Annotated in this window: 15 protein-coding genes; 6 read left to right on the forward strand and 9 right to left on the reverse strand. The window is 57.6% G+C overall.

What is annotated here, in order from left to right; translation table 11 throughout:
- Positions 1 to 146: 146 nt before the first annotated feature.
- Positions 147 to 623, forward strand: a complete 477-nt coding sequence (locus B2590_RS00005) for a DUF4124 domain-containing protein (RefSeq protein ID WP_278368445.1) — start codon at positions 147 to 149, stop codon at positions 621 to 623.
- A gap of 5 nt (positions 624 to 628) precedes the next feature.
- Here B2590_RS00005 and B2590_RS00010 read toward each other — a convergent pair whose 3' ends face one another.
- Together B2590_RS00010 and B2590_RS00015 are read right to left on the reverse strand one after the other, a co-directional pair.
- A complete protein-coding gene (locus tag B2590_RS00010) occupies positions 629 to 1,810 on the reverse strand; it encodes a methyltransferase (RefSeq protein ID WP_341456181.1) in 1,182 nt (393 codons plus the stop codon).
- A gap of 62 nt (positions 1,811 to 1,872) precedes the next feature.
- The gene (locus tag B2590_RS00015; RefSeq protein ID WP_041332479.1) at positions 1,873 to 3,144 is read right to left on the reverse strand and encodes a D-amino acid dehydrogenase; all 1,272 of its coding nucleotides are present in this window, start codon (positions 3,142 to 3,144) and stop codon (positions 1,873 to 1,875) included.
- Between the two features lie 118 nt (positions 3,145 to 3,262).
- Here B2590_RS00015 and B2590_RS00020 point away from each other — a divergent pair, with 118 nt between their 5' ends.
- On the forward strand, positions 3,263 to 4,072 hold the full coding sequence (locus B2590_RS00020; protein WP_041332478.1) for a TatD family hydrolase: 810 nt from the start codon (positions 3,263 to 3,265) through the stop codon (positions 4,070 to 4,072).
- Positions 4,069 to 5,277: an HD-GYP domain-containing protein gene (locus B2590_RS00025; RefSeq protein ID WP_041332477.1), complete on the forward strand. Its 1,209-nt coding sequence runs from the start codon at positions 4,069 to 4,071 to the stop codon at positions 5,275 to 5,277. The genes B2590_RS00020 and B2590_RS00025 overlap by 4 nt, the downstream gene beginning before the upstream one ends.
- Positions 5,278 to 5,281: 4 nt before the next feature.
- Here B2590_RS00025 and B2590_RS00030 read toward each other — a convergent pair whose 3' ends face one another.
- Genes B2590_RS00030 through B2590_RS00055 form a run of 6 tightly spaced genes read right to left on the reverse strand, consistent with a single transcriptional unit; the run spans position 5,282 to position 10,184 of the window.
- Positions 5,282 to 6,193, reverse strand: coding sequence for a lysine exporter LysO family protein (locus B2590_RS00030; protein ID WP_278368404.1), 912 nt, complete (start codon positions 6,191 to 6,193; stop codon positions 5,282 to 5,284).
- A 36-nt stretch (positions 6,194 to 6,229) separates the two neighbouring features.
- Positions 6,230 to 6,601 (reverse strand): hypothetical protein, encoded by a 372-nt coding sequence (locus B2590_RS00035; RefSeq protein ID WP_036211122.1) that lies wholly within the window; start codon positions 6,599 to 6,601, stop codon positions 6,230 to 6,232.
- Between the two features lie 18 nt (positions 6,602 to 6,619).
- On the reverse strand, positions 6,620 to 6,940 hold the full coding sequence (locus tag B2590_RS00040; RefSeq protein WP_036211125.1) for a DUF2288 domain-containing protein: 321 nt from the start codon (positions 6,938 to 6,940) through the stop codon (positions 6,620 to 6,622).
- A gap of 2 nt (positions 6,941 to 6,942) precedes the next feature.
- On the reverse strand, positions 6,943 to 7,338 hold the full coding sequence (locus B2590_RS00045; protein ID WP_075195631.1) for a response regulator: 396 nt from the start codon (positions 7,336 to 7,338) through the stop codon (positions 6,943 to 6,945).
- The gene (locus tag B2590_RS00050; RefSeq protein WP_278368408.1) at positions 7,331 to 8,476 is read right to left on the reverse strand and encodes a response regulator; all 1,146 of its coding nucleotides are present in this window, start codon (positions 8,474 to 8,476) and stop codon (positions 7,331 to 7,333) included. Before B2590_RS00050 ends, B2590_RS00045 begins: the two co-directional genes overlap by 8 nt.
- Positions 8,477 to 8,486: 10 nt before the next feature.
- Positions 8,487 to 10,184, reverse strand: a complete 1,698-nt coding sequence (locus B2590_RS00055) for a diguanylate cyclase (RefSeq protein WP_286811715.1) — start codon at positions 10,182 to 10,184, stop codon at positions 8,487 to 8,489.
- A gap of 106 nt (positions 10,185 to 10,290) precedes the next feature.
- Between B2590_RS00055 and B2590_RS00060 the strand changes: the two genes are divergently transcribed.
- The 3 genes from B2590_RS00060 to B2590_RS00070 are packed head-to-tail and all read left to right on the forward strand — an operon-like array spanning position 10,291 to position 16,487.
- Positions 10,291 to 12,102 (forward strand): ATP-binding protein, encoded by a 1,812-nt coding sequence (locus B2590_RS00060; RefSeq protein ID WP_286811714.1) that lies wholly within the window; start codon positions 10,291 to 10,293, stop codon positions 12,100 to 12,102.
- On the forward strand, positions 12,099 to 14,561 hold the full coding sequence (locus tag B2590_RS00065; RefSeq protein ID WP_278368413.1) for an ATP-binding protein: 2,463 nt from the start codon (positions 12,099 to 12,101) through the stop codon (positions 14,559 to 14,561). The genes B2590_RS00060 and B2590_RS00065 overlap by 4 nt, the downstream gene beginning before the upstream one ends.
- 6 nt (positions 14,562 to 14,567) lie before the next feature.
- Entirely contained in the window at positions 14,568 to 16,487 is a 1,920-nt protein-coding gene (locus B2590_RS00070) for an ATP-binding protein (protein WP_278368415.1), read from the forward strand.
- 63 nt (positions 16,488 to 16,550) lie between these two features.
- Here B2590_RS00070 and acnA read toward each other — a convergent pair whose 3' ends face one another.
- Positions 16,551 to 19,310: an aconitate hydratase AcnA gene (gene acnA, locus B2590_RS00075; RefSeq protein ID WP_278368417.1), complete on the reverse strand. Its 2,760-nt coding sequence runs from the start codon at positions 19,308 to 19,310 to the stop codon at positions 16,551 to 16,553.
- Positions 19,311 to 19,384 lie beyond the last annotated feature (74 nt).

A 19,384-nucleotide genomic window follows, 5' to 3' on the forward strand; every position in this document is an offset into this window, starting at 1 on the left:
CATCGCCAATTGAATTTAAAACACCCAAATGCAACGAACCCCGGATAACCGGGGTTCGTCAGCAATCTGAGGCGCCTTCGGGCGCCTTTTTTATTGGCGGGCAGGCGCCCTTAATTTCATGCTCGCGAGAGAATGCCGTGAAGCGAATGTTGTTCGTCTTTATTCTCACATGGGGTATACCCGCTGCTGCGTGGCCCCAGGTTTACCGGTGCGATGCCGGTGGTGATACTCGCTTTTCGGACCAGCCCTGCGGGGAAGACTCCGAGGAAATCACCATCCGTGACAACCGGATTGGCGGCAATTTTGGCCAGAACCTCCCGCCGTCACCCAAGCGTGATGAAACAGTGGAAGAACCGGAAAAAAGCACACAGGAGGCGACCAGTGATGACACCTGCCGTTTTATTAACTCCACCGACCTGCGGCGCTATCTGGTGCGGGAACAGGTGGTGAAAGGCATGACCAAAGAGCATGTCCTAAAAGCCTTTGGCCGACCTCCGGAAACCTACCCCACACCCCAGGAAACCTGGGTATACCAGACGAAATACTATGGCGCCCTTTATGAACTGACCTACGTGTATTTTCGGGACGGCTGCGTGGAAAACGTGGTGTACCGAAAGCCCTGAGCCATTTAGCAGTCCACAGACCTTTTTTCGGCGTCGATCAGCAGATTGCGGGGCGTCAGCTGGCGCTCGCAGAAGGTCCCCAGCCGAACGTCATACCCCTGTTCCTCAAGAAACATTGAATAATCCAGCACCACCCAAAGCTCCAGTGGCCGCCGGAACAGATGGCGCACCAGCTCGTGGCGGCGCACTTCCTGCCGTCGCCGCTCGCCATGACGTTCCCAGACACCAAAGTCTGTGTCCCCGGGTAGTTCCAGCCCCCTATTGCCGGCTGCCCAGCGACAGAAGGTGGCAAAATCGCCGTTCGTCAGCCGCGTCGGGTGCGACGGCACCGGCAGGTAGGCATCCACGCCGCGAAGCTGCCTTTGAAGACCATCGAACCCGAGACGCCAACGACTGATCCTGCGGGTTTGCTCACGCACACGCTTCGGTGCGGTCACGGTTTCCCTGACGGCCAGTCGCAGCTCGTTGCGGGTCAGCTCCAAGCCATTTTTTGAAACCCGGACGCGCCTGGAAAGAGGCTGGTAGTCCAACGCTTCCGTCAGGTGGTAGCAGCAAGGTGAAACGCTCACTCTTGGCAGGCCCTCGCCAGCCACCTTACGCATCAGCCTGCGATGAAGGTCACCACAAGCGTGCAGGGCAACACCGTGAGCGTCGGGCGGCATCGTCAGGTTCTCGGCCATGACATCCTGGCACTGCAGGGTAACCGCATCCCCGAACTTTCCGGCCAGGCGGTTGCCATCATCCACCAGGGTCGCGTTCCATTCAAACCCGGTTACGTCACCCCCGCACAGGGGTGCCAGGGTTCTGGCCAAGTGGCCCTTGCCGCAACACCAGTCCAGTACGTTGTGCTTCAAGGGTTGGATAGCGCTTGCAAAAGCGCCGGCCTGAAGCCGCTTACGGCCAGGCATATCCGTTGCCCGGACTTCAGGCAAGGTGTTCTGATCGGCGAATTCGACGGCAAGTGGCTGAATGCCGGTCAGCTCACCGAACTCCCGGAAAGAGGGCAACGCCCCGGCCACCCATTCAGCCAGCGCGACAGGATCATCGTCCCATTGCACACAGTCGCTGTCAGAGAGTCGGGCAACCCGGTCCGCCAATGCCGGCCAGTTCTTCGTCCAGGCCGGGCTCGGGTCAGCGAATGGCGCCGGTTGCCAGAACTCACGATGCTGCGCCAGCCAATCGTTCAAGCGCTGCCAGCGCCGATAAAAAGCGTCAGCGCGGTGATGTGAACTCGCCGCCGAAGGTAACGTCACTCGGAAAATCGCCCAGGCCGAAAAGCATCCAGGCACACCGACGGCGCCTCCCCATCAATCAACTGGGAAATCACCGAAGCGCTGCCCGCCGACAGGGTCCAGCCAAAGGTGCCGTGCCCGGTGTTGAGGAACAGGTTCTCCCGGGGGCCTCGACCGATGATGGCAGGACCGTCCGGAGTCATGGGGCGAAAACCGGTCCAGGTCTCGGCGGCCTCCAGATCGGCGCAACCGGGATAACGGGATTCCACGGACTTTCGAATGGTCGCCAGCCGGGCTTCCGGAATGTCGCGGTTGAAGTCGTCCAATTCCACAAAGCCGGAGGCGCGTAGTCTCTCTCCCAGACGGGTCGAGACCACTTTGTAGTTGTCATCGTGGATGGTCGACACCGGCGCGCGGCCAGGGTCTTTCAAGGGTACCGTAAAGCTGTAGCCCTTCACCGGGTAGATCGGCAACTCAAGCCCCAGGGGACGGGTAAGATGCCCAGACCAGCAACCGGCACTGACAACCACAGCGTCTGCCTTCAGGGTTTCCGATGTGCCATCGTCCTTGCGGATGGTCACCCCCGTTACCCGCCGATCATCAGCCACCAAATGTTCGGTTTCCGTGTTGTAGCGGAACTGCACCCCCTTCGTTTCGCAGGCCTTGGCCAGTTCACGGGAGAACAGATGACAATCACCGATGCCATCCGTGTCATAGCTCAGGGCGCCGTAGAGTGGGCCATCCCCGATCATGCCGGGCTCTGCTTCGCGAACCTGTTCAGGAGTGAGCAATCGGGAGGGGATACCCAGTTCGTCGAGCAACCGCTGGGTTTCGCGGTAGTTTTCCAGGGTTTCCGGGGTGCTGGCAAGGTGAAGCAGGCCCTGATGGCCGCCGTCGAACGGCAGATCAAGCTCCTTTTCAAGGGCCAGGAAGCGTTCACGGCTATGAATACCAAGGCGTATCATGGCGCGCTTGTTCAGGCCAAACAGGCCAGGCGACCAGGCGTAGCGCAGCGTTGCGAACATAAACCGCAAGGTTTCCATGGATGGCGGCACCGACATTTTCAGCGGGCCGTCCTTCTTGAATAACCAGGGGATGGCCTTCAACACCATGGATGGGTCTGCCCATGGATAGACCACCCCATAGGAGCGCTGGGCGGCGTTGCCTTTGCTGGTTTCATTCCCAGCCGCGCTGTGACGTTCCAGCACGGTTACCTGATGGCCCCGGCTTTGCAGCTCGTACGCCGTGGTTACGCCAACCACGCCGGCACCAACAACAATGATGTGCATGCACTTCTCCCTATGACAGCAATGTAGGTCAACAATCGAACAAACTGATAAACTACTGTGACAAAGTTCTCAGGATAGCAGCCAACGCTTTGGTTGCGATGGAGTGAAGTAACCGCCAATGAGCAAGAAACGTCGCGACATTCCCGTTTTCGATCAACCGATTATCGAAACCCACTGCCATCTGGATTACCTCAAGGATCGCCCCCTGGCGGAAACCCTGGCCGAAGCGCAGCGGGTCAATATCGAACGTGTGATCACCATCGCTGTGTCACCGGACAATCTGGCTACCGTGCGTGAACTGAGCCAAACAGCCCCCTGGGTGTATGGCACGCAAGGGGTACACCCCCACGATGCCGAACAGTATTCCGATGCCGCCGAGGCGGAAATCCGCGCGCACGCCGGCGACGACAAGATCGTGGCAGTGGGCGAAATTGGCCTGGACTACTTTTACGACAACGCAGACCGGGACGTTCAGCGTGACGTGTTCCGCCGCCAGTTGCAGATCGCCTGTGACACCGACCGGCCCGTGGTCATCCACAGCCGCGAGGCCGATGACGACACCATCGACATCCTGAAGGAGTTCGAAGGTACTCTTAAGCGCCGCGGCGTGATCCACAGTTTCACGTCAGGCCCGGGGCTGGCGCAATACGCATTGGACGAAGGCTGGTGCCTGGGCTTTAACGGCATCACCACCTTCAACAAAGCCGAAAACGTGCGTGACATTGTGCGTATGGCACCCATCGAGCAGATCCTGCTGGAGACGGATTCACCGTTCCTGACCCCGGTTCCCTATCGCGGCAAGGAAAATGCACCTTTCTACATACCATTTGTTGCCGAGAAAATCGCCGAGGTGAAACAACTACCGCTGGAGAACGTACTGGCTACAACCTATGACAACAGCCTGAGAATGTTCTTCCAGCCGCGATGATCAAACGCATCCCCGTCTCCGCGCTCAAGGTCGGCATGTACATCACCGACCTGAACAACGACTGGATTCCTCACAACACCCAGCGCCGTCGCGGCGTGATCAAAAAAGAGGACACCGTTGAAAAAATCCGCCGGATGGGGGTGGACTACGTCTACATCGATGTCTCCAAGGGCTTGGATTCCCAGGATTCGGAACCAGCCCACGAGGTCGATCGCCGCAACGAGTCCGCGCTGCAGCGCGCCGGCGAACAGACTCCCGGCGTTTTCAAACGGGTAGCAGTGGCCGAGGAAATGGTGTTCGCCCAGCAGGTGCACAACCAGGCTCAGGGGCTGGTCGGCAACCTGATGAACAGCGTGAAGCTTGAAGGGGCCATCGACATAGCCCCCATTCACCAACTGGCTGACGAGCTCCAAAGCTCTATCTTGCGCAACGCCAATGCCCTCAGTTGCCTGGGCCGTATCCGCGAGAAGGACAACTACCTGCTGGAGCATTCGGTCAATCTCAGCGTGCTGATGTCCCTGTTTGGCAACTACCGCAAGCTGCCTTCGGAGGCGCTACACCAAACCATTGTTGGTGCACTGCTCCATGACATCGGCAAAATCCTTACGCCGGACGACATTCTCCACAAGCCGGGACGGCTAACGCCAGAAGAGTTTGAGGTCATGAAAGCCCATGCGCGGCATTCGCGGGATATTCTCAAGGCAACAGAGGGTATTGGCGAACTGGCCATCGTCACCGCCGCAGAGCACCATGAGCGCCTGGACGGCAGTGGCTACCCCGAGGGTCTGAAAGGCGAGGAAATCTCCGTGTACGGTCGTATGGTGGCCATTACCGATGTGTACGACGCCATTACCTCAGACCGCGTCTATCACAAGGGCATGACCCCGACCCAGGGCCTGAAGAAACTGCTGGAGTGGAGCGGCAGCCATCTGGACGCCGCCCTGGTGAAAGAGTTTATTCGTTGTGTGGGGCTCTACCCCATTGGCTCACTAGTGCTTCTGGAAAGCGGCCGGCTCGGTGTCGTCATCGAGACCAACGACGAGGACCAGCGATTGCCCGTGCTGCGCGTGATGTATGACACCCGTTTTCGCATGCCCATCACCGTTGACACCCTGAACCTGGCGAAACCGGGTACCCAGGACCGGATTCTGCGTTCCGTGGACCCGGAAGACTACAAGATCGACGTCAGAAAGTTCCTGCTCTGAAACATCACCCTCCCATGGACAGGAACACGGCCATCAGGATGGGAGACAGGAACGACAGGATAAACCCCGACGCAATCGCCACGGGCACGCAATCCAGGCCGCCACTGCTGCGGATCACCGGCAGGGTGAAGTCCATGGCAGTCGCCCCCCCATAGCCGATGGCCATGGCCGGTCGCTGGCCAATTAACAGCGGAATAATCGCAAGCGCAATAATCTCCCGGATCACATCATTGAGAAAGGCAACACCGCCCCAGGACGGCCCCAGGGCATCGCCAATCACAATACCGGACAGGGAATACCAGCCAAACCCGGACGCCAGTGCCAACGACTCATGCCAGGCGGCGTCCAGCAAGGGCACCATTGCAAAACCAGCGAGCAGAGAGCTCCCGGCCAGCGCTAACGCAATGCCCAACCCCTGTCGGTTGAGCAGCAGCCGACGAAGGGACAGGCCGGCATTGCGCAGTTGCAGGCCAATCAGAAACAGCAGCAACATTAGCGACCAGGTCGCCACGTCTTCGGCCATGGGCATATCCGACAGCCAGTAGAAACCGGCCAAACCACCCACCACAACCGCCAACAGTGGCTTCAACCCCGCCAGGAAAAGGCGACGATAGCCACGAGGCTGGTCCACGTGATCCTCCCGCGCTGCCATCGGCTGCCAACGGTGAAACAGCCACAGCCCCGCCAAGTTGGCCACAAACAGTACCACCACAAGCACGGCAACCTGGGATGCCATATTGGCCAACTGGCCACCAACGCCTTCCATCTGCCCGAGGCTCAGTCCCAAGAGTGCCAGAATCAAGTACACCAGCCCTTCAACGCCGTAGTGAATGGCCGTCATCAGATGGCGGTTCTCAAGTGCCAGGGCAAACCCCAGGAAAAGCGGTGCCAGGATCAGCAGTGCGCCGGTCAGCATGAAGTCCTCGAAAAAAGTGTATTGGGGAGGGAAAGATCAGCCGATAGGTTCGTACTGATCGGGATCAAAATGAAACTTGCCTGCACTGGCATCGCGATCGGTTCGAATGGTGCGCGCCAGGCGCTGGGCCATCACCGACCAGACCACATAGTCGTTGGGTTGGGGCTGGTAATCCTGCCCCATCAGCGCGCCCGCGACACTGCGCAACACCGCTTCCGCCTGGGAAATGGAACGATAGGGGCCCTGGCAGCGATGTTTTTCTGGTTGGCCGTCCACCGAACCACTGAGTGCCACCAACGCCCAGATGTCCTCACCGACGGGTTTGATGAACAATTCAACCCGGCGCTGTTCCCGGACCATAACCAGTGCCCGTAGCGGGCCACGCCCATGAAAGTAATGCAGTTTCACGGCCTTATTCCAGGAGTTTCAGTGAAGTACATGCCCGGACCTGTCCTGCACCAGCACCCAGGGCGCAATCACCACTGCCCAGAGTTCCGTGTTTTCGTCATACCAGTGGCGGGCAAGATCCGGAGCGACATCGCCCACTTTGTTATCGGCCAACCAACGCTCAAACTGGGCCTTGTTGTCCGCTGACAGTTCTGCCGCCACATCCAGCAGGTCCAGTTCCGGGACCACCTTCACGACATGGCCACGGGCATAATAAACCTGCAGGTCATGCCAATTAATCCGGGACGTTTCCAGATTCAGCTTGTGTTTCAGTTCCTCTGGCGATTCTTTTGCAACCATGTTCACACCTTGGACGTCCATATTTCACGTATCTGATCGGCAAGGGTCATGGGGTCGAACGGTTTGGGTATCACGTCAACCGCTCCCAATTCCCTGTAGAACGCCACCTCTTCAGTTTGCACCTTAGCGGTCATGAACACCACAGGTGTCGCGCTCAATGCCGGAATTTCCCGTAACGCCTGAAACGTAGTCGGGCCATCCATACCCGGCATCATAACATCCAGCAGGATCAGTTCGGGGTCAAAATCCGGACCCTCAACAAGCGCCTCCTGACCGGAGCTGCAGCTCTTTACTGAAAACCCCCCAACGGTTTCCAGTGCCAGCTCCGCCACGGCCCTGATGTCGGCATCGTCCTCCACATAAAGAATTCGCTGAAGCTCTCCAACCGGGCTAGCCATCGTCTTTACCCCTGTCTTGGTTATCCACACCCAGTCTGCGCAGCAAGCGCAAACACTCTTCGTCCTGATTCTGCCCATCCGCGATCAAGGCGGAGGCACGCATAACCAGTTTTGACTCGCTTGTGGCGTCACGCGGTAAAAAGTGAACGGCCCCAATCAGCTCTCTCAACTGCAAAGGCAGATGCCACTGCACTTTGAGACGATTCCCATAATTCTGAGCCCAAGCCTTTAGCCCGTCCTCAATCTGCTCATCGGAGACCACGCCTTTGCGATCCAGGCACTGCTGCATCACCTTGAGCACCGCCAGTTCGCCGACCCGACTGAGCAGGGCCGCCGTATGCACCGCGGATTGATCGACCCCGATACGCAGAGCAATCCGTGCGGCCTCCTGGGCCACCTTTTCGGCTGTTTCGAGAAAGGCTGTCGCTTTCTTCGCCAAACGGGGATCGCGTAACTGGCCGCCAATATCCAGTGACATCGCCATGGCGTGCCGCAAGGCCATATCCACGCCCATGGTTGCAATCCCGTCACGCAAACTGCGAACCGGCTCACCGGTTTTCTGGAACGAGGCGCTATTGGCCACATCAAGCAGGCGGGTTGTGAGAGCAACCTCGCCATTCCACCGCTCCGCGAGTTGCGATGGCGAGATATCCTGTTTTCGTGCCATCAATTCGAGAACCCGAGCCGTATCAACGGCGGAGGGCAGCTGAATAACGGACTCCACCGACGTCTGCAGCAGGTGCTCCAGATCAGGTTGAGACTCCCGATCAAAGTCTGCCGGGTCCACCAGTGCTGTCAGCCTTTCGTGCACCATCTCCACATTGAACGGCTTGCTGATATAGCCATTGATGCCATAGCGCGCGGCTTTCAGAACCGACTCCCTGTCAGCGCGACCGGAGATCATGACAATGGCGGCCTTGCTGCTCTTCTCGCGGGCAGCGCGAATAACCTCAAGGCCGGAGCCATCCGGCAGGTTCCAGTCGATGATCATCAGGTCAGCACCGTGTTTGGACCAATGTGCCAAGGCTCCCTTGACGGATGCCGTTACAAAAACATCCATTCCGGGATAAAGCCCGCCAACCACCGTTTCCAGCAAATCAGCCAACAGAGTGTCATCTTCCAGAATAAGTGCCTTCATAACGCTCGCTTCATCCCTGCTGGAAAATGGTCACCCCGTTACGGCCCGCTTTTTTGCGCTCGTATAGGGCCTGATCGGCTGCGTTAAGCGCATCGCTACCGGACTCAAATGAACCCAACGCGGCAATACCAACGCTGAGGGTCACCGACAGGCTGACGCCATCATTGTGGAACGACAGGTCTGAGAACGTCTTGCAGACCTGCGCCAGCACCGACTGCCCTTCCTGCACCGTACACTCCGGCAGAACCACCGCAAACTCCTCCCCACCGTACCGACCGATCATGTCGGTGGAACGTAAACGTTGCCTGAGCAGATTTGCGAGTGCCTTGATGACAATATCACCCACTCTGTGCCCGTGTTGATCATTCACCTTCTTGAAGTGATCCAGGTCCAGCATGGCGACAACGGAAGACCGCGACTGTCGCCTGCACCGGGCGTGTTCCTTGTCGACTTCGTGCTTGATGAACGAGTGCTTCAACAGGCCTGTAAGGCTGTCCCGTATCAGAAGCTCGTTCAGTTGACGGGCGCGGTAGCAGCGAATCTGAGCCGCGCGCACAAGATAGCTGTCGGATACGGGTTTGGTCAGGAATTCATCCGCTTCTTTTGCCATCGCCTCAAGCTGAACCTGCTTATCCTGCTCAGACGAAAGGTAAATAATCGGCAGGCTGACCCATTCGGGATCAAAACGGACCAGCTTCGCCACCGTCGGCCCGGAGTAGTCCCCCATACGAACGTCCAGCAGCATTATGTCGGGGGAGAATTCCGAAAGTTCCGACAACACCGTTTCGGGATTGCTGATGGCGCGGACGACAAAACCCGCTCCTTCAAGAACCGCTTGGTAGTGCCCTGCAAGATCTTCGTCGTCATCCAGAATCAGTATTTTCCCGGAAACCGTTCGGCTCCGCTCCGTGACCAAACGCTCAATATTGTCCGCCAGTATGGTGGCATCAACCGGTTCCGTAATCAGTGCATCTGCCCCGTTCTCGGCCAGGGTATACCGGGTTTTAAAATCATCCCTGCTGCCGATGCAAATTAGCGGTGGTTTTAATATGTTCTCGTTCCCGGCCTTGGTATCGAGCACTGCAGACACCTCGGAAAGTACGTCCTCACTGGTCACCACAAGGGTTACCCCCGGCGTCCCGCTGAACGAGAGGGTAGAAACCTCTTGGTGCGATATCGAGAAACCGTGATTTGAGAGCGCGTACTCCAGAAAAATCTGCGAACCTTCTGACAGCCCACACAGGACAACATGAACATCCGAGGCCGTCAGACTGTACTGATCGTTTAAGCGCTCAGGATCGTTGGTGCGGCGGGTTGCTGGCACCGAGGTTTCATCCAGCAAAGAACGCAGTTGCCTTGCCTGTGCCAGGGTATCGATAACCTGTGGAATTTCCTCGCTGGGAACGCCGGGGCTGGCGTCATCATGCAACGGATATTTTTCCACCAATGGTTTAAGGCGTTGCTCCAACCTACGCGCCTCCGCTCCCAACGCCGCATACCCGAAGGTTCCCGCGGAACCGGCCAGACGATGAAGGAGCTGGTAGGCCGACATCACGTCTTCACGCAGCAGTCGCTGCTCCTGATCACCCCCGGTTATCCTTGAAGCAACTTCGCTTAACTGATCGAGTTCTCCCTCCGCCTTACCACGAAAGCTGAGTCGCAATTGCGCGAGTTTGTCGGCGATATCCGCTTTTGGATCCTTTCCCATAAGAAATCTCAGGCTTTGAGTTTTTGCTAATATAAACGCGTCAATTGAGCTAACCTTCTTTCATCACAGAACATTATCCGTCAAAACGCAACAGTGGGGAATTTCATTGCGGCCGCGCAAATCGCTTTCACTTAGCAGCCGGGTGGCCATCATCATCGTCATCGGCAGCCTTGCAACTGTGTCCGCCGTTATTGCGATCGCTTACCAGGCTCTGGTGCAGGACTTCGAAGATCTGCTCACTCAACGCCAGATTATCGAGGCTGAGAGAGCCTCCGAGCGCGTCAACCAGAGGCTGCAGCTCAGTTTGAACTCTCTGTCAGCGTTTGCGTCGCAGCTTGCTGCCGACGACCGCCTTGCGGATCAGTCTGATCTCAATGCAGCACTGGCCCGCCAGACGACGCTTCAGGACCTGTTCCCGGCGGCGCTTCTCATATTCGACGACAAAGGCTGTGCCGTAGCGGAAAATGTGCACGTTCCAAATCGTATTGGGACCTGCTACCTGGATCGCCCCCACTTCCAGGAGGCCGTGGAAACTCGACGGCCCATTGTCAGCAAGCCCATCATCGGAAGGACCACAGGTAGGCCCCTGCTATCATTTCTGGCGCCCATCGAAACCGACGACGGGGATCTACTTGGCTTCGCAGGTGGCACCCTGGACCTGGGCAAGACCAGCCTGTTACCAGAAAACCGACGCAAAGGCTTTGCTGAATCACAGGGTATCGAGAAAATCATCGACACAGAAAACTTTCTGTACGTGGATTCCGGCAAGGGCTCCCAGAATATCGAACCCCTGCCATCTCCTGGCGAAGATGCCCTGACGGACGCTGCGTTATCCGGCATCACTTTCGGACAGGTCAACAGCAAAGATGGCCTCCCACTGATATACGCCACCAATCACCTGCAGCGTCTGGGATGGGTGTTCGTCCGTGCTGTGCCTTACGAACAGGCGACCACGCCAGCCCGCCAATCGTTTATTCAGTTCTTCAACATCAGCCTGCTGATCACGCTTGTGATCGCCGCTTTGAGTTTTCTGCTGGTCAGAACCACCATGTCACCGCTTGATCGAATGACTGGTCGGATTCGGCGTATGGCAGAACGGCCTGACTCAGCCATGCGCCTGAGTGAGTCCGGCACTCCCGAGGTCAGTAATCTGGCCAGCGCTTTTAACCAGCTCCTGGAAGAAAGAGACAACCTGGCACGGCTTAAGGATCACTTCATGTCTTCCGTCAGCCATGAACTTCGCACACCACTCACATCACTTACCGGGGCGTTGAAGCTACTCACTTCTGGCGTAACCGGGCAGCTCAACGACAAAAGCCAGAACATGGCCAGCCTTGCCCTGAGAAACGGAGAGCGCCTGCAACTGCTGGTGTCGGATTTGCTCGACTTCAATAAGTTGTCGGATGGCAGCCTAAAAGTGCGAATTCAAAGCGAAGCGATCCAACCGATACTTTATAGCGCCATTGAAGACAACAACACCATGGCCGCCGAACACCACGTCCGGTTGGTTTCAGACAGCGCTGAGTTACCGCATCTGCTCTGTGATAAGCACCGGTTACGGCAAATTCTGGACAACTACATCAGCAACGCCATCAAATTTTCTCCCCAGGAGAGCGTTGTCACTATAAGCGCCCGGCTCAACTCAGCGGGCGGCGTTCGGATAACCGTCAGTGACCAGGGCTCCGGAGTACCGGATTCCTTTGCCGACAGCGTGTTCAAACGATTCGCGCAGGCCGAAACCGGTACCACCCGTTCGGTAAAGGGCACGGGGCTGGGGCTTGCCATTTGTGCCGAACTGGCACAACTGATGAATGCTGAGGTTGGCTACTACAATAACCAGGGAGCGCACTTCTGGGTCGACATTCCGGTTTTTGGGGAAGCATCGTCGACCGTTTCTGATAAGGAAGCAGACTCATGATAGCACCCCAACATCCATACAATGAGGCGGTACGACTTCTTGCGCTGAAGCGGACACACCTGCTCGATACGTCACCAGAAGAGCGATTCGATCGCTTTACCCGCATGGCCAAGCTGGCCTTCGGAGTCCCCATTGCCCTGGTGTCACTGGTCGACGACAAGCGGCAATGGTTCAAATCCTGCCAGGGGCTGGAAGCCAGGGAGACCCCCAGGGATATCTCCTTCTGCGGCCACGCCATCCTCAGTGATCGTCTGTTTATCGTCGAGGACACCCACGAGGATTCACGATTCGCCGACAACCCGCTCGTTACCGGCCCCCCACACATTCGCTTCTATGCCGGCGCCCAACTCCACAGCCATGACGGTTATCGCCTGGGCACCCTCTGCATCATAGACACCCGGCCACGAACGCTTGACCACGATCAGCGTGTGCTTCTCGAGGAGCTGGCCCGGTGTGTCGATGAGGAGATCAATGACTTCGAGGCGAGCAAATCCCGCCAGGAACAACTCGAGAAGACCCGGATTCTGAGTGCACTGAACAACCTGACGGTGGATGCATCCGCACCCCTGGAACAAAAAATAGGCATGGCCCTGGATCTCGGTCGCCAACATCTTGAATTGGAAACCGGCATCGTCAGCGAGATCACCAGCGAGGTTTACACGATTCGCTGGTTCAGAGCGCCTGACAACTCTCCACTGGAGGCTGGTCTTTCACTACCGGTGGCACAAACCTATTGCTCGCTGATGCTGGCAAAGGGCGACCATCTGGCGATCAGCCATATGGCGGACTCCCGCTACCGCAATCAGTCCTGCTATGCCCAAATGGGCCTCGAGAGCTACATTGCTGCGCCAATAGAATTCGATGGCAAGCTCTTCGGCACCCTTAATTTCTCATCAATATCGCCAAGATCCAGACCATTCACGGATCTGGACCGCCTGTTTATCGTGTGGCTGGCGCAATGGATGGCGGCCCTCCTCCAGCAACATTCTCATGAGGATACGCTGCGAAAGCTATCAGAGAACGTGCCCGGCATGCTCTATCAGTATCACGAGGAAAAGGATGGCCATTCGCGCTTTCTATATTGCAGCGAGGGCATACGCGACATTTATGGCCTTTCTCCGAAGGACGTTGAACATGATGCAAGTGCGGCTTTCGACACAATACACCCTGACGACCTGGGGTCCGTAGAAGAAGCCATCCACCAGTCCCGGAAATCCCTGGCTGTGTGGGATTGCCAATATCGAGTCAGTAGGCCGGGAGAACCCTGGAAATGGGTCCAGGGCCGGGCAACCCCGGAGCGGCGACCAGACGGCAGTTCGATCTGGCACGGATTTATTGCCGACATTGATGAGAGCAAACGCGCCCAGCTTGAGCTCCAGGAGCGAGAACAACAACTGCGCACTTTCTTCGAACTGTCACCCATCGGAATACTACTTACCGATTTTCGGAGCGGACGAAACCTTGACGTAAACGCAGCGCTTCTGAATTTTTCAGGCTACTCCTATTCGCAATTTATCGCGCTGAACCACCGGGACGTAACTCCCGACAACTACGAAGCGCAAACCCGGCAGGCGATCGCTGATTTGGAGGAACATGGGCAGTTCGGCCCCATCGAACAGGAATTCATACGCAAGGATGGCGTCCGGATCCCAATCCTCATTCAGGGCGTCATGATCGAGCGCATAGAAGGCAAGCCACTGGTTTGGTCGCTGGTGGAGGATATATCAGAGCGCCATAAGGTTGACCAGATGAAAAACGAGTTCATTTCCACCGTCAGCCATGAACTACGAACTCCCCTGACGTCCATATCAGGTTCCCTTGGGTTGATTGCGGGCGGGGTTTTTGGCGTCCTGCCTGACAAGGTCAACGACATGGTGGGCATCGCAGCTCGCAACAGCGATCAATTAAGGCATCTGATTGACGATTTGCTGGATATGGAAAAGCTGGTCTCCGGCAAAATGGAACTGCGGATGCAGAGCGAGAACATCAGCGCGATCATTCAGGACAGCCTGGACAGGGCGTCAACCTACGCGGTTGATCGGCAGGTCTCACTTCGATTTGAGAACCACTACCCCTGGGCTAAAGCCGTTATCGATGCCCGGCGCCTGGGCCAGGCGATCGACAACCTGGTGTCCAACGCCATCAAGTTTTCTCCCCAGAAGGCCGAAGTTGTTGTACTGACACAGCTCCATGATGGTCTGTTTCGCATCGAAGTCACGGACTATGGCACAGGCATCCCGGAAGCCTTCCGACCCAGAATATTCGAGAAGTTCGCCCAAGCTGACAGCTCCGACACCCGAGGCCGTGGCGGTACCGGCCTCGGGCTGGCCATTACCCGGGAGACCATGTCGCAGATGGGCGGCGGCGTGGGGTTCAAATCCACTGAGGGATACGGCTCGACGTTCTGGCTGGACATCAAACCCGATGAGAGTGACAAACCCGATGAGAGTGACGAGTAATCGATAGTGGCGGCACAAACGCGGGCTAACGTGTTTCATCGTTTGATCTGGGCTTCAAGGCTGGGCGTTCTGCTGTTGGTCATTGTAGTCTCGGTTTCCCTTGATGCATCCAGCTCTTCCAGCCACCGCAACGATGTTCGTCAGCAGTGGCAGGAAAAAACGGATGAGATAAGCCTCAAGCTGCAAAGTGCCATACTGCAGAACATCCAGACCGTGTGGGGGCTGGCCGCCAACGTCGCAGTACAACCCGATATCGACGCCCAACGTTTTCGGGAACTGGCCTCGGTCATCTTCAGCCTTGCTCCGGAGCTCCGCAACCTCGGACTGGCTCCGGATTTTGTGATTCGCCATGTCTACCCACTGGCCGGCAATGAGGCTGCGATCGGTCTCGACCTGACCGCACAGAGCTTGTCGCAAGATCAGATCAAGATGCTGCTCAACACCCGCCGCGTGGTGTTCACCGGCCCTATTGATCTGGTTCAGGGCGGGCAGGGGCTGGCGGGGCGTGTTCCCATATTTGAACAGGCCTCGGGCGATTTCTGGGGGGTTATTTCAGTGATACTGGACCTTCAGAAACTGTACTCGTCGATAGGGCTGGATAGGTTGCAAGACGACTTCAATGTAGCGATCTCGTCGTCGGCCGACGTTAATGACACTCAGTCGGTTTTTTTCTCCACACGCCCCTTTCAATGGGAAGATCCAGTCACCAGCACGATTCGCATGAGAGGCGCTACCTGGGTGGTGTTTGCCGAACCAGTCGGGGGCTGGCCAAACCACCCCAGTCAGCCCTGGATATTTCGTGGCAGCCTGTTCGCGATGCTGGTCATTGTCAGCGGTGCTGTTTTCTGGCTCACCAGCCTGATGTCACGGGATCGCGAAATGCAGCGGCGGCTCTGGGGACTCTTCGAACTGGCCCCCATGGGCATCGGGCTGTTCAGTGTCACCTCCAATCGACTGCTCCGGGCAAACCCAACGTTCGAAAACCAGTTTGGCAGGTCCGTCCAGTCACTGGATTTCTTCGACCAACCGCTTGATGTCCATGGAGAGCCGCTGGCCAACAGGCCCGGGGTTCAGGAAACCCTTCGGGAACATGCCAGACTCAGCGGCCTCGAAGGCTACTTCATGACGCCAGGGCAGGAACTGGCCCCCGTCATGCTCCACGGGCTGCAACTGGACGATGACGGCAACGAACCCGTTGTCTGGCTGATCACCGAGGACATTTCAGAGCGGAAGAAAGTCGACCACCTGAAGAACGAGTTCATTTCCACTGTCAGCCACGAGCTTCGCACCCCACTGACCTCGATTTCCGGCTCCCTCGGGCTGCTGGCCAACAATGCCGTCGGCGAGCTGCCGGAGAAGGCCTCGAAACTGGCGCACATCGCCTATCGGAACAGCCAGCAGCTTACGTTCCTGATCAACGACTTACTCGATATGGAAAAGCTTGTGGCCGGCAAAATGCCCTTCCGTAGCGAACACCATGTTCTGCAGGATCTTGTTCACGAGAGTGTTGAAAACATCGCAACCTTTGCCCAACAGCGAGACATTCATCTTCAGGTGGCTGAACTGCCAGCCGTGACAGTTCATGTGGATCGTCAGCGCCTGAACCAGGCCATCACCAACCTGTTGTCCAACGCCATCAAGTTTTCTCCGGCAGGGTCCTCCGTCGACATTTTCGCCAGCCAGCGCGGAGAGTCGGTTCGGCTGTGTATCAGGGACCATGGTGAGGGCGTCGCCCCGCATTTTCGGGAGCATATTTTTAAGAAGTTCTCACAAGCTGATTCGTCGGACCGAAGAGCCAGTGGCGGAACCGGGCTCGGTCTGGCCATCACACGGGAGCTGATGGCGCGCATGAAGGGCACGGTGGACTATGAATCCGTTCCGGGCGAGGGGGCTACGTTCTGGCTGGAACTGCCAGTGGCGGGGTAATGGGTAACTGAGTATTGAGAGGCCCGGCAGGTTGCCCTGCCAGACCAACGCCAGACCAAACAGTCACGCCGACTTGAGCATCTCCCGCACGACGTAGTGCAGGATACCGCCGTGGCGGTAATAAACCGCTTCGTTGGCGGTGTCGATCCGGGACAGCAGTTCACAGGTCTCGGTCTTGCCGTCCGGATAGGTCACCGTCATTTCGAGTGTCTGACCCGGCTTGATGTCACCGGACAGGCCCTTGATGCTGATGGTTTCCTCGCCCGTCAGCTTCAGGCTCTTGCGGTCGACCCCGTCCTTGAACTGCAGCGGCATCACGCCCATACCGATCAGGTTGGAGCGGTGGATACGCTCGTAGGACTCAGCAACCACGGCCTTCACGCCCAGCAAGCGGGTACCTTTCGCAGCCCAGTCACGGCTGGAGCCAGTGCCGTATTCCTTGCCGGCAATGACCACCAGGGGGGTGTCCTCTTCCTGATACTTCATGGCCGCATCGTAGATCGGCATCTGCTCGCCGGTGGGGATGTGTTTGGTGAATCCACCCTCAACGCCGTCCAGCATCTCGTTCCGGATGCGCACGTTGGCGAAGGTGCCACGCATCATCACCTCGTGATTGCCCCGGCGCGAACCGTAGGAGTTGAAATCTTTCGGTTCCACTCCCCGCTCCTGCAGGTATTTACCCGCCGGGCTGTCGGCTTTGAACGACCCGGCCGGTGAAATATGGTCGGTGGTGACGGAGTCACCCAACAGCGCCAGAATGTTCGCGTCCTTGATATCATCGATGGCGTCCGGCTCTTCCTTCAGGCCCTGGAAGAACGGCGGGTGCTGGATGTAGGTGGACTTGTCGGACCACTCGTAAACCTTGCTTTCCGGTACCTTGATGGCCTTCCAGGTGGCATCGCCGTCAAAGACTTCCGCATACTCCTTATGGAACATGTCGGTTTTCACCTTTTCGACCGCTTCGGCAATCTCCTGCTGGCTCGGCCACAGGTCCTTCAGGTACACAGGCTTCCCGTTTTTGTCTTCGCCCAGAGGATCCTTGGAAAGGTCCAGGCGCACGTTGCCTGCCAAGGCATAGGCCACTACCAGCGGTGGTGAGGCCAACCAGTTGGTTTTCACCAGTGGGTGCACCCGACCCTCGAAGTTACGGTTACCGGAAAGCACCGAGGCCACGGTAAGATCACCATCGGCAATGGCCTTCTCAACGGCATCCGGCAACGGGCCGGAGTTACCGATACAGGTGGTGCAACCATAACCCACCAGGTTGAAACCAAGCTTGTTGAGGTCGTCCTGGAAACCACCCACCTTCAGGTAATCGGTCACCACCTTGGAGCCCGGTGCCAGGGAGGTTTTCACCCAGGGTTTGGTATCCAGCCCCCTTGCGACCGCTTTCTGGGCAATCAGGCCCGCAGCCATCATCACGCTGGGGTTGGACGTATTGGTGCAGGAGGTGATTGCTGCGATGACCACCGCGCCGGGGTCCAGCCGTGTCTTTTCACCGTTCATTTCCAGCGGCTGACTGGCGGCGTGTTCGTAGCTGTCCTGGACACCAACGGCGGTCTGCCCGCCTTCCGATTCCAGTTTGCCTTCGCGGGACTCTGACGGGCCTTCGGCGGTTTCCATCAGCAGTTCAAACGAGGCCTTCATGTTCTTCAGGGCAACCCGGTCCTGCGGGCGCTTGGGGCCGGCGAGGCTGGCCTCGACGTCACCCATATCAAGTTCCAGGGTGTCGGTGTACACCGGCTCCTGGCCGGGCTTGCGCCAGAGGCCCTGGGCCTTCGCATAGGCCTCCACCAGCTCAAGCTGGTCGTCTTCGCGGCCGGTCAGCTGCATGTATTTGATGGTTTGCTCGTCCACCGGGAAGAAACCACAGGTAGCCCCGTATTCCGGCGCCATGTTGGCAATGGTGGCACGGTCCGCGACGGGCATGTCTTTCAGGCCGTCACCGTAGAATTCCACGAACTTACCCACGACACCTTTCTTGCGCAGCATTTCGGTGACGGTCAGTACCAGATCCGTTGCGGTAATGCCTTCGCGCAGCTTGCCGGTAATCTTGAAGCCGACCACTTCCGGAATCAGCATGGACACAGGCTGGCCCAGCATGGCCGCTTCCGCTTCGATACCACCCACACCCCAGCCGAGGATGCCAAGGCCGTTGATCATGGTGGTGTGGGAGTCTGTGCCCACCAGGGTATCCGGATAGGCGATGGTTTTTCCGTCCTGGTCCTTGCTCCACACGGTCTTACCCAGGTACTCCAGGTTCACCTGGTGACAGATACCGGTCCCAGGCGGCACCACGCGGAAATTGTCGAACGCCTGCTGGCCCCAACGCAGGAACTCATAGCGTTCCTGATTGCGTTCCATCTCGATGGTAACGTTGTCCTTGAAGGCTGATGGGTCACCATACTTGTCCACCATCACCGAGTGGTCGATCACCAGATCCACCGGCGACAGCGGATTGATCATTGCCGGGTCCTTGCCGGCTGACTTGACCGCTTCCCGCATGGCCGCCAGATCCACCACACCGGGCACACCGGTGAAGTCCTGCATCAGTACACGGGCGGGACGAAACTGGATTTCGGTATCGGATTTCCGGTCTTTCATCCACTGAACCATCGCATCGATATGGCCCCGGTCCACGGTGGCGTCATCTTCGTTGCGCAGCAGATTTTCCAGCAACACCTTCAGGGAAAACGGCAACTTGTCGATGTTGCCAAGGGTGTCGGCAGCCTTGGGCAGGCTGTAATAGTGATAGGTCTTGCCGCCAGCCTCCAGGCTGGAAAGGGTATTGAGACTGTCTTTACTCAGGCTTTGTTTCGACATGAGGTGCCTCCTTTTGATGATCCGAAGATTTCGGAAGGCTTAGCAGTAGCCTTTGCATCAGCGTACTGACCGCG

Source organism: Marinobacter sp. UBA3604, assembly GCF_002375325.1.
Classification (GTDB): Bacteria; Pseudomonadota; Gammaproteobacteria; order Pseudomonadales; family Oleiphilaceae; genus Marinobacter; species Marinobacter salarius.

Bases quoted from the DNA above. Each gene is read 5' to 3' on its own strand.
- B2590_RS00005 (WP_278368445.1), top strand. From the start codon at position 147: ATGTTGTTCGTCTTTATTCTCACATGGGGTATACCCGCTGCTGCGTGG.
- B2590_RS00015 (WP_041332479.1), bottom strand. From the start codon at position 3,144: ATGCACATCATTGTTGTTGGTGCCGGCGTGGTTGGCGTAACCACGGCG.
- B2590_RS00020 (WP_041332478.1), top strand. From the start codon at position 3,263: ATGAGCAAGAAACGTCGCGACATTCCCGTTTTCGATCAACCGATTATC.
- B2590_RS00025 (WP_041332477.1), top strand. From the start codon at position 4,069: ATGATCAAACGCATCCCCGTCTCCGCGCTCAAGGTCGGCATGTACATC.
- B2590_RS00030 (WP_278368404.1), bottom strand. From the start codon at position 6,193: ATGCTGACCGGCGCACTGCTGATCCTGGCACCGCTTTTCCTGGGGTTT.
- B2590_RS00040 (WP_036211125.1), bottom strand. From the start codon at position 6,940: ATGGTTGCAAAAGAATCGCCAGAGGAACTGAAACACAAGCTGAATCTG.
- B2590_RS00045 (WP_075195631.1), bottom strand. From the start codon at position 7,338: ATGGCTAGCCCGGTTGGAGAGCTTCAGCGAATTCTTTATGTGGAGGAC.
- B2590_RS00050 (WP_278368408.1), bottom strand. From the start codon at position 8,476: ATGAAGGCACTTATTCTGGAAGATGACACTCTGTTGGCTGATTTGCTG.
- B2590_RS00055 (WP_286811715.1), bottom strand. From the start codon at position 10,184: ATGGGAAAGGATCCAAAAGCGGATATCGCCGACAAACTCGCGCAATTG.
- B2590_RS00065 (WP_278368413.1), top strand. From the start codon at position 12,099: ATGATAGCACCCCAACATCCATACAATGAGGCGGTACGACTTCTTGCG.
- acnA (WP_278368417.1), bottom strand. From the start codon at position 19,310: ATGTCGAAACAAAGCCTGAGTAAAGACAGTCTCAATACCCTTTCCAGC.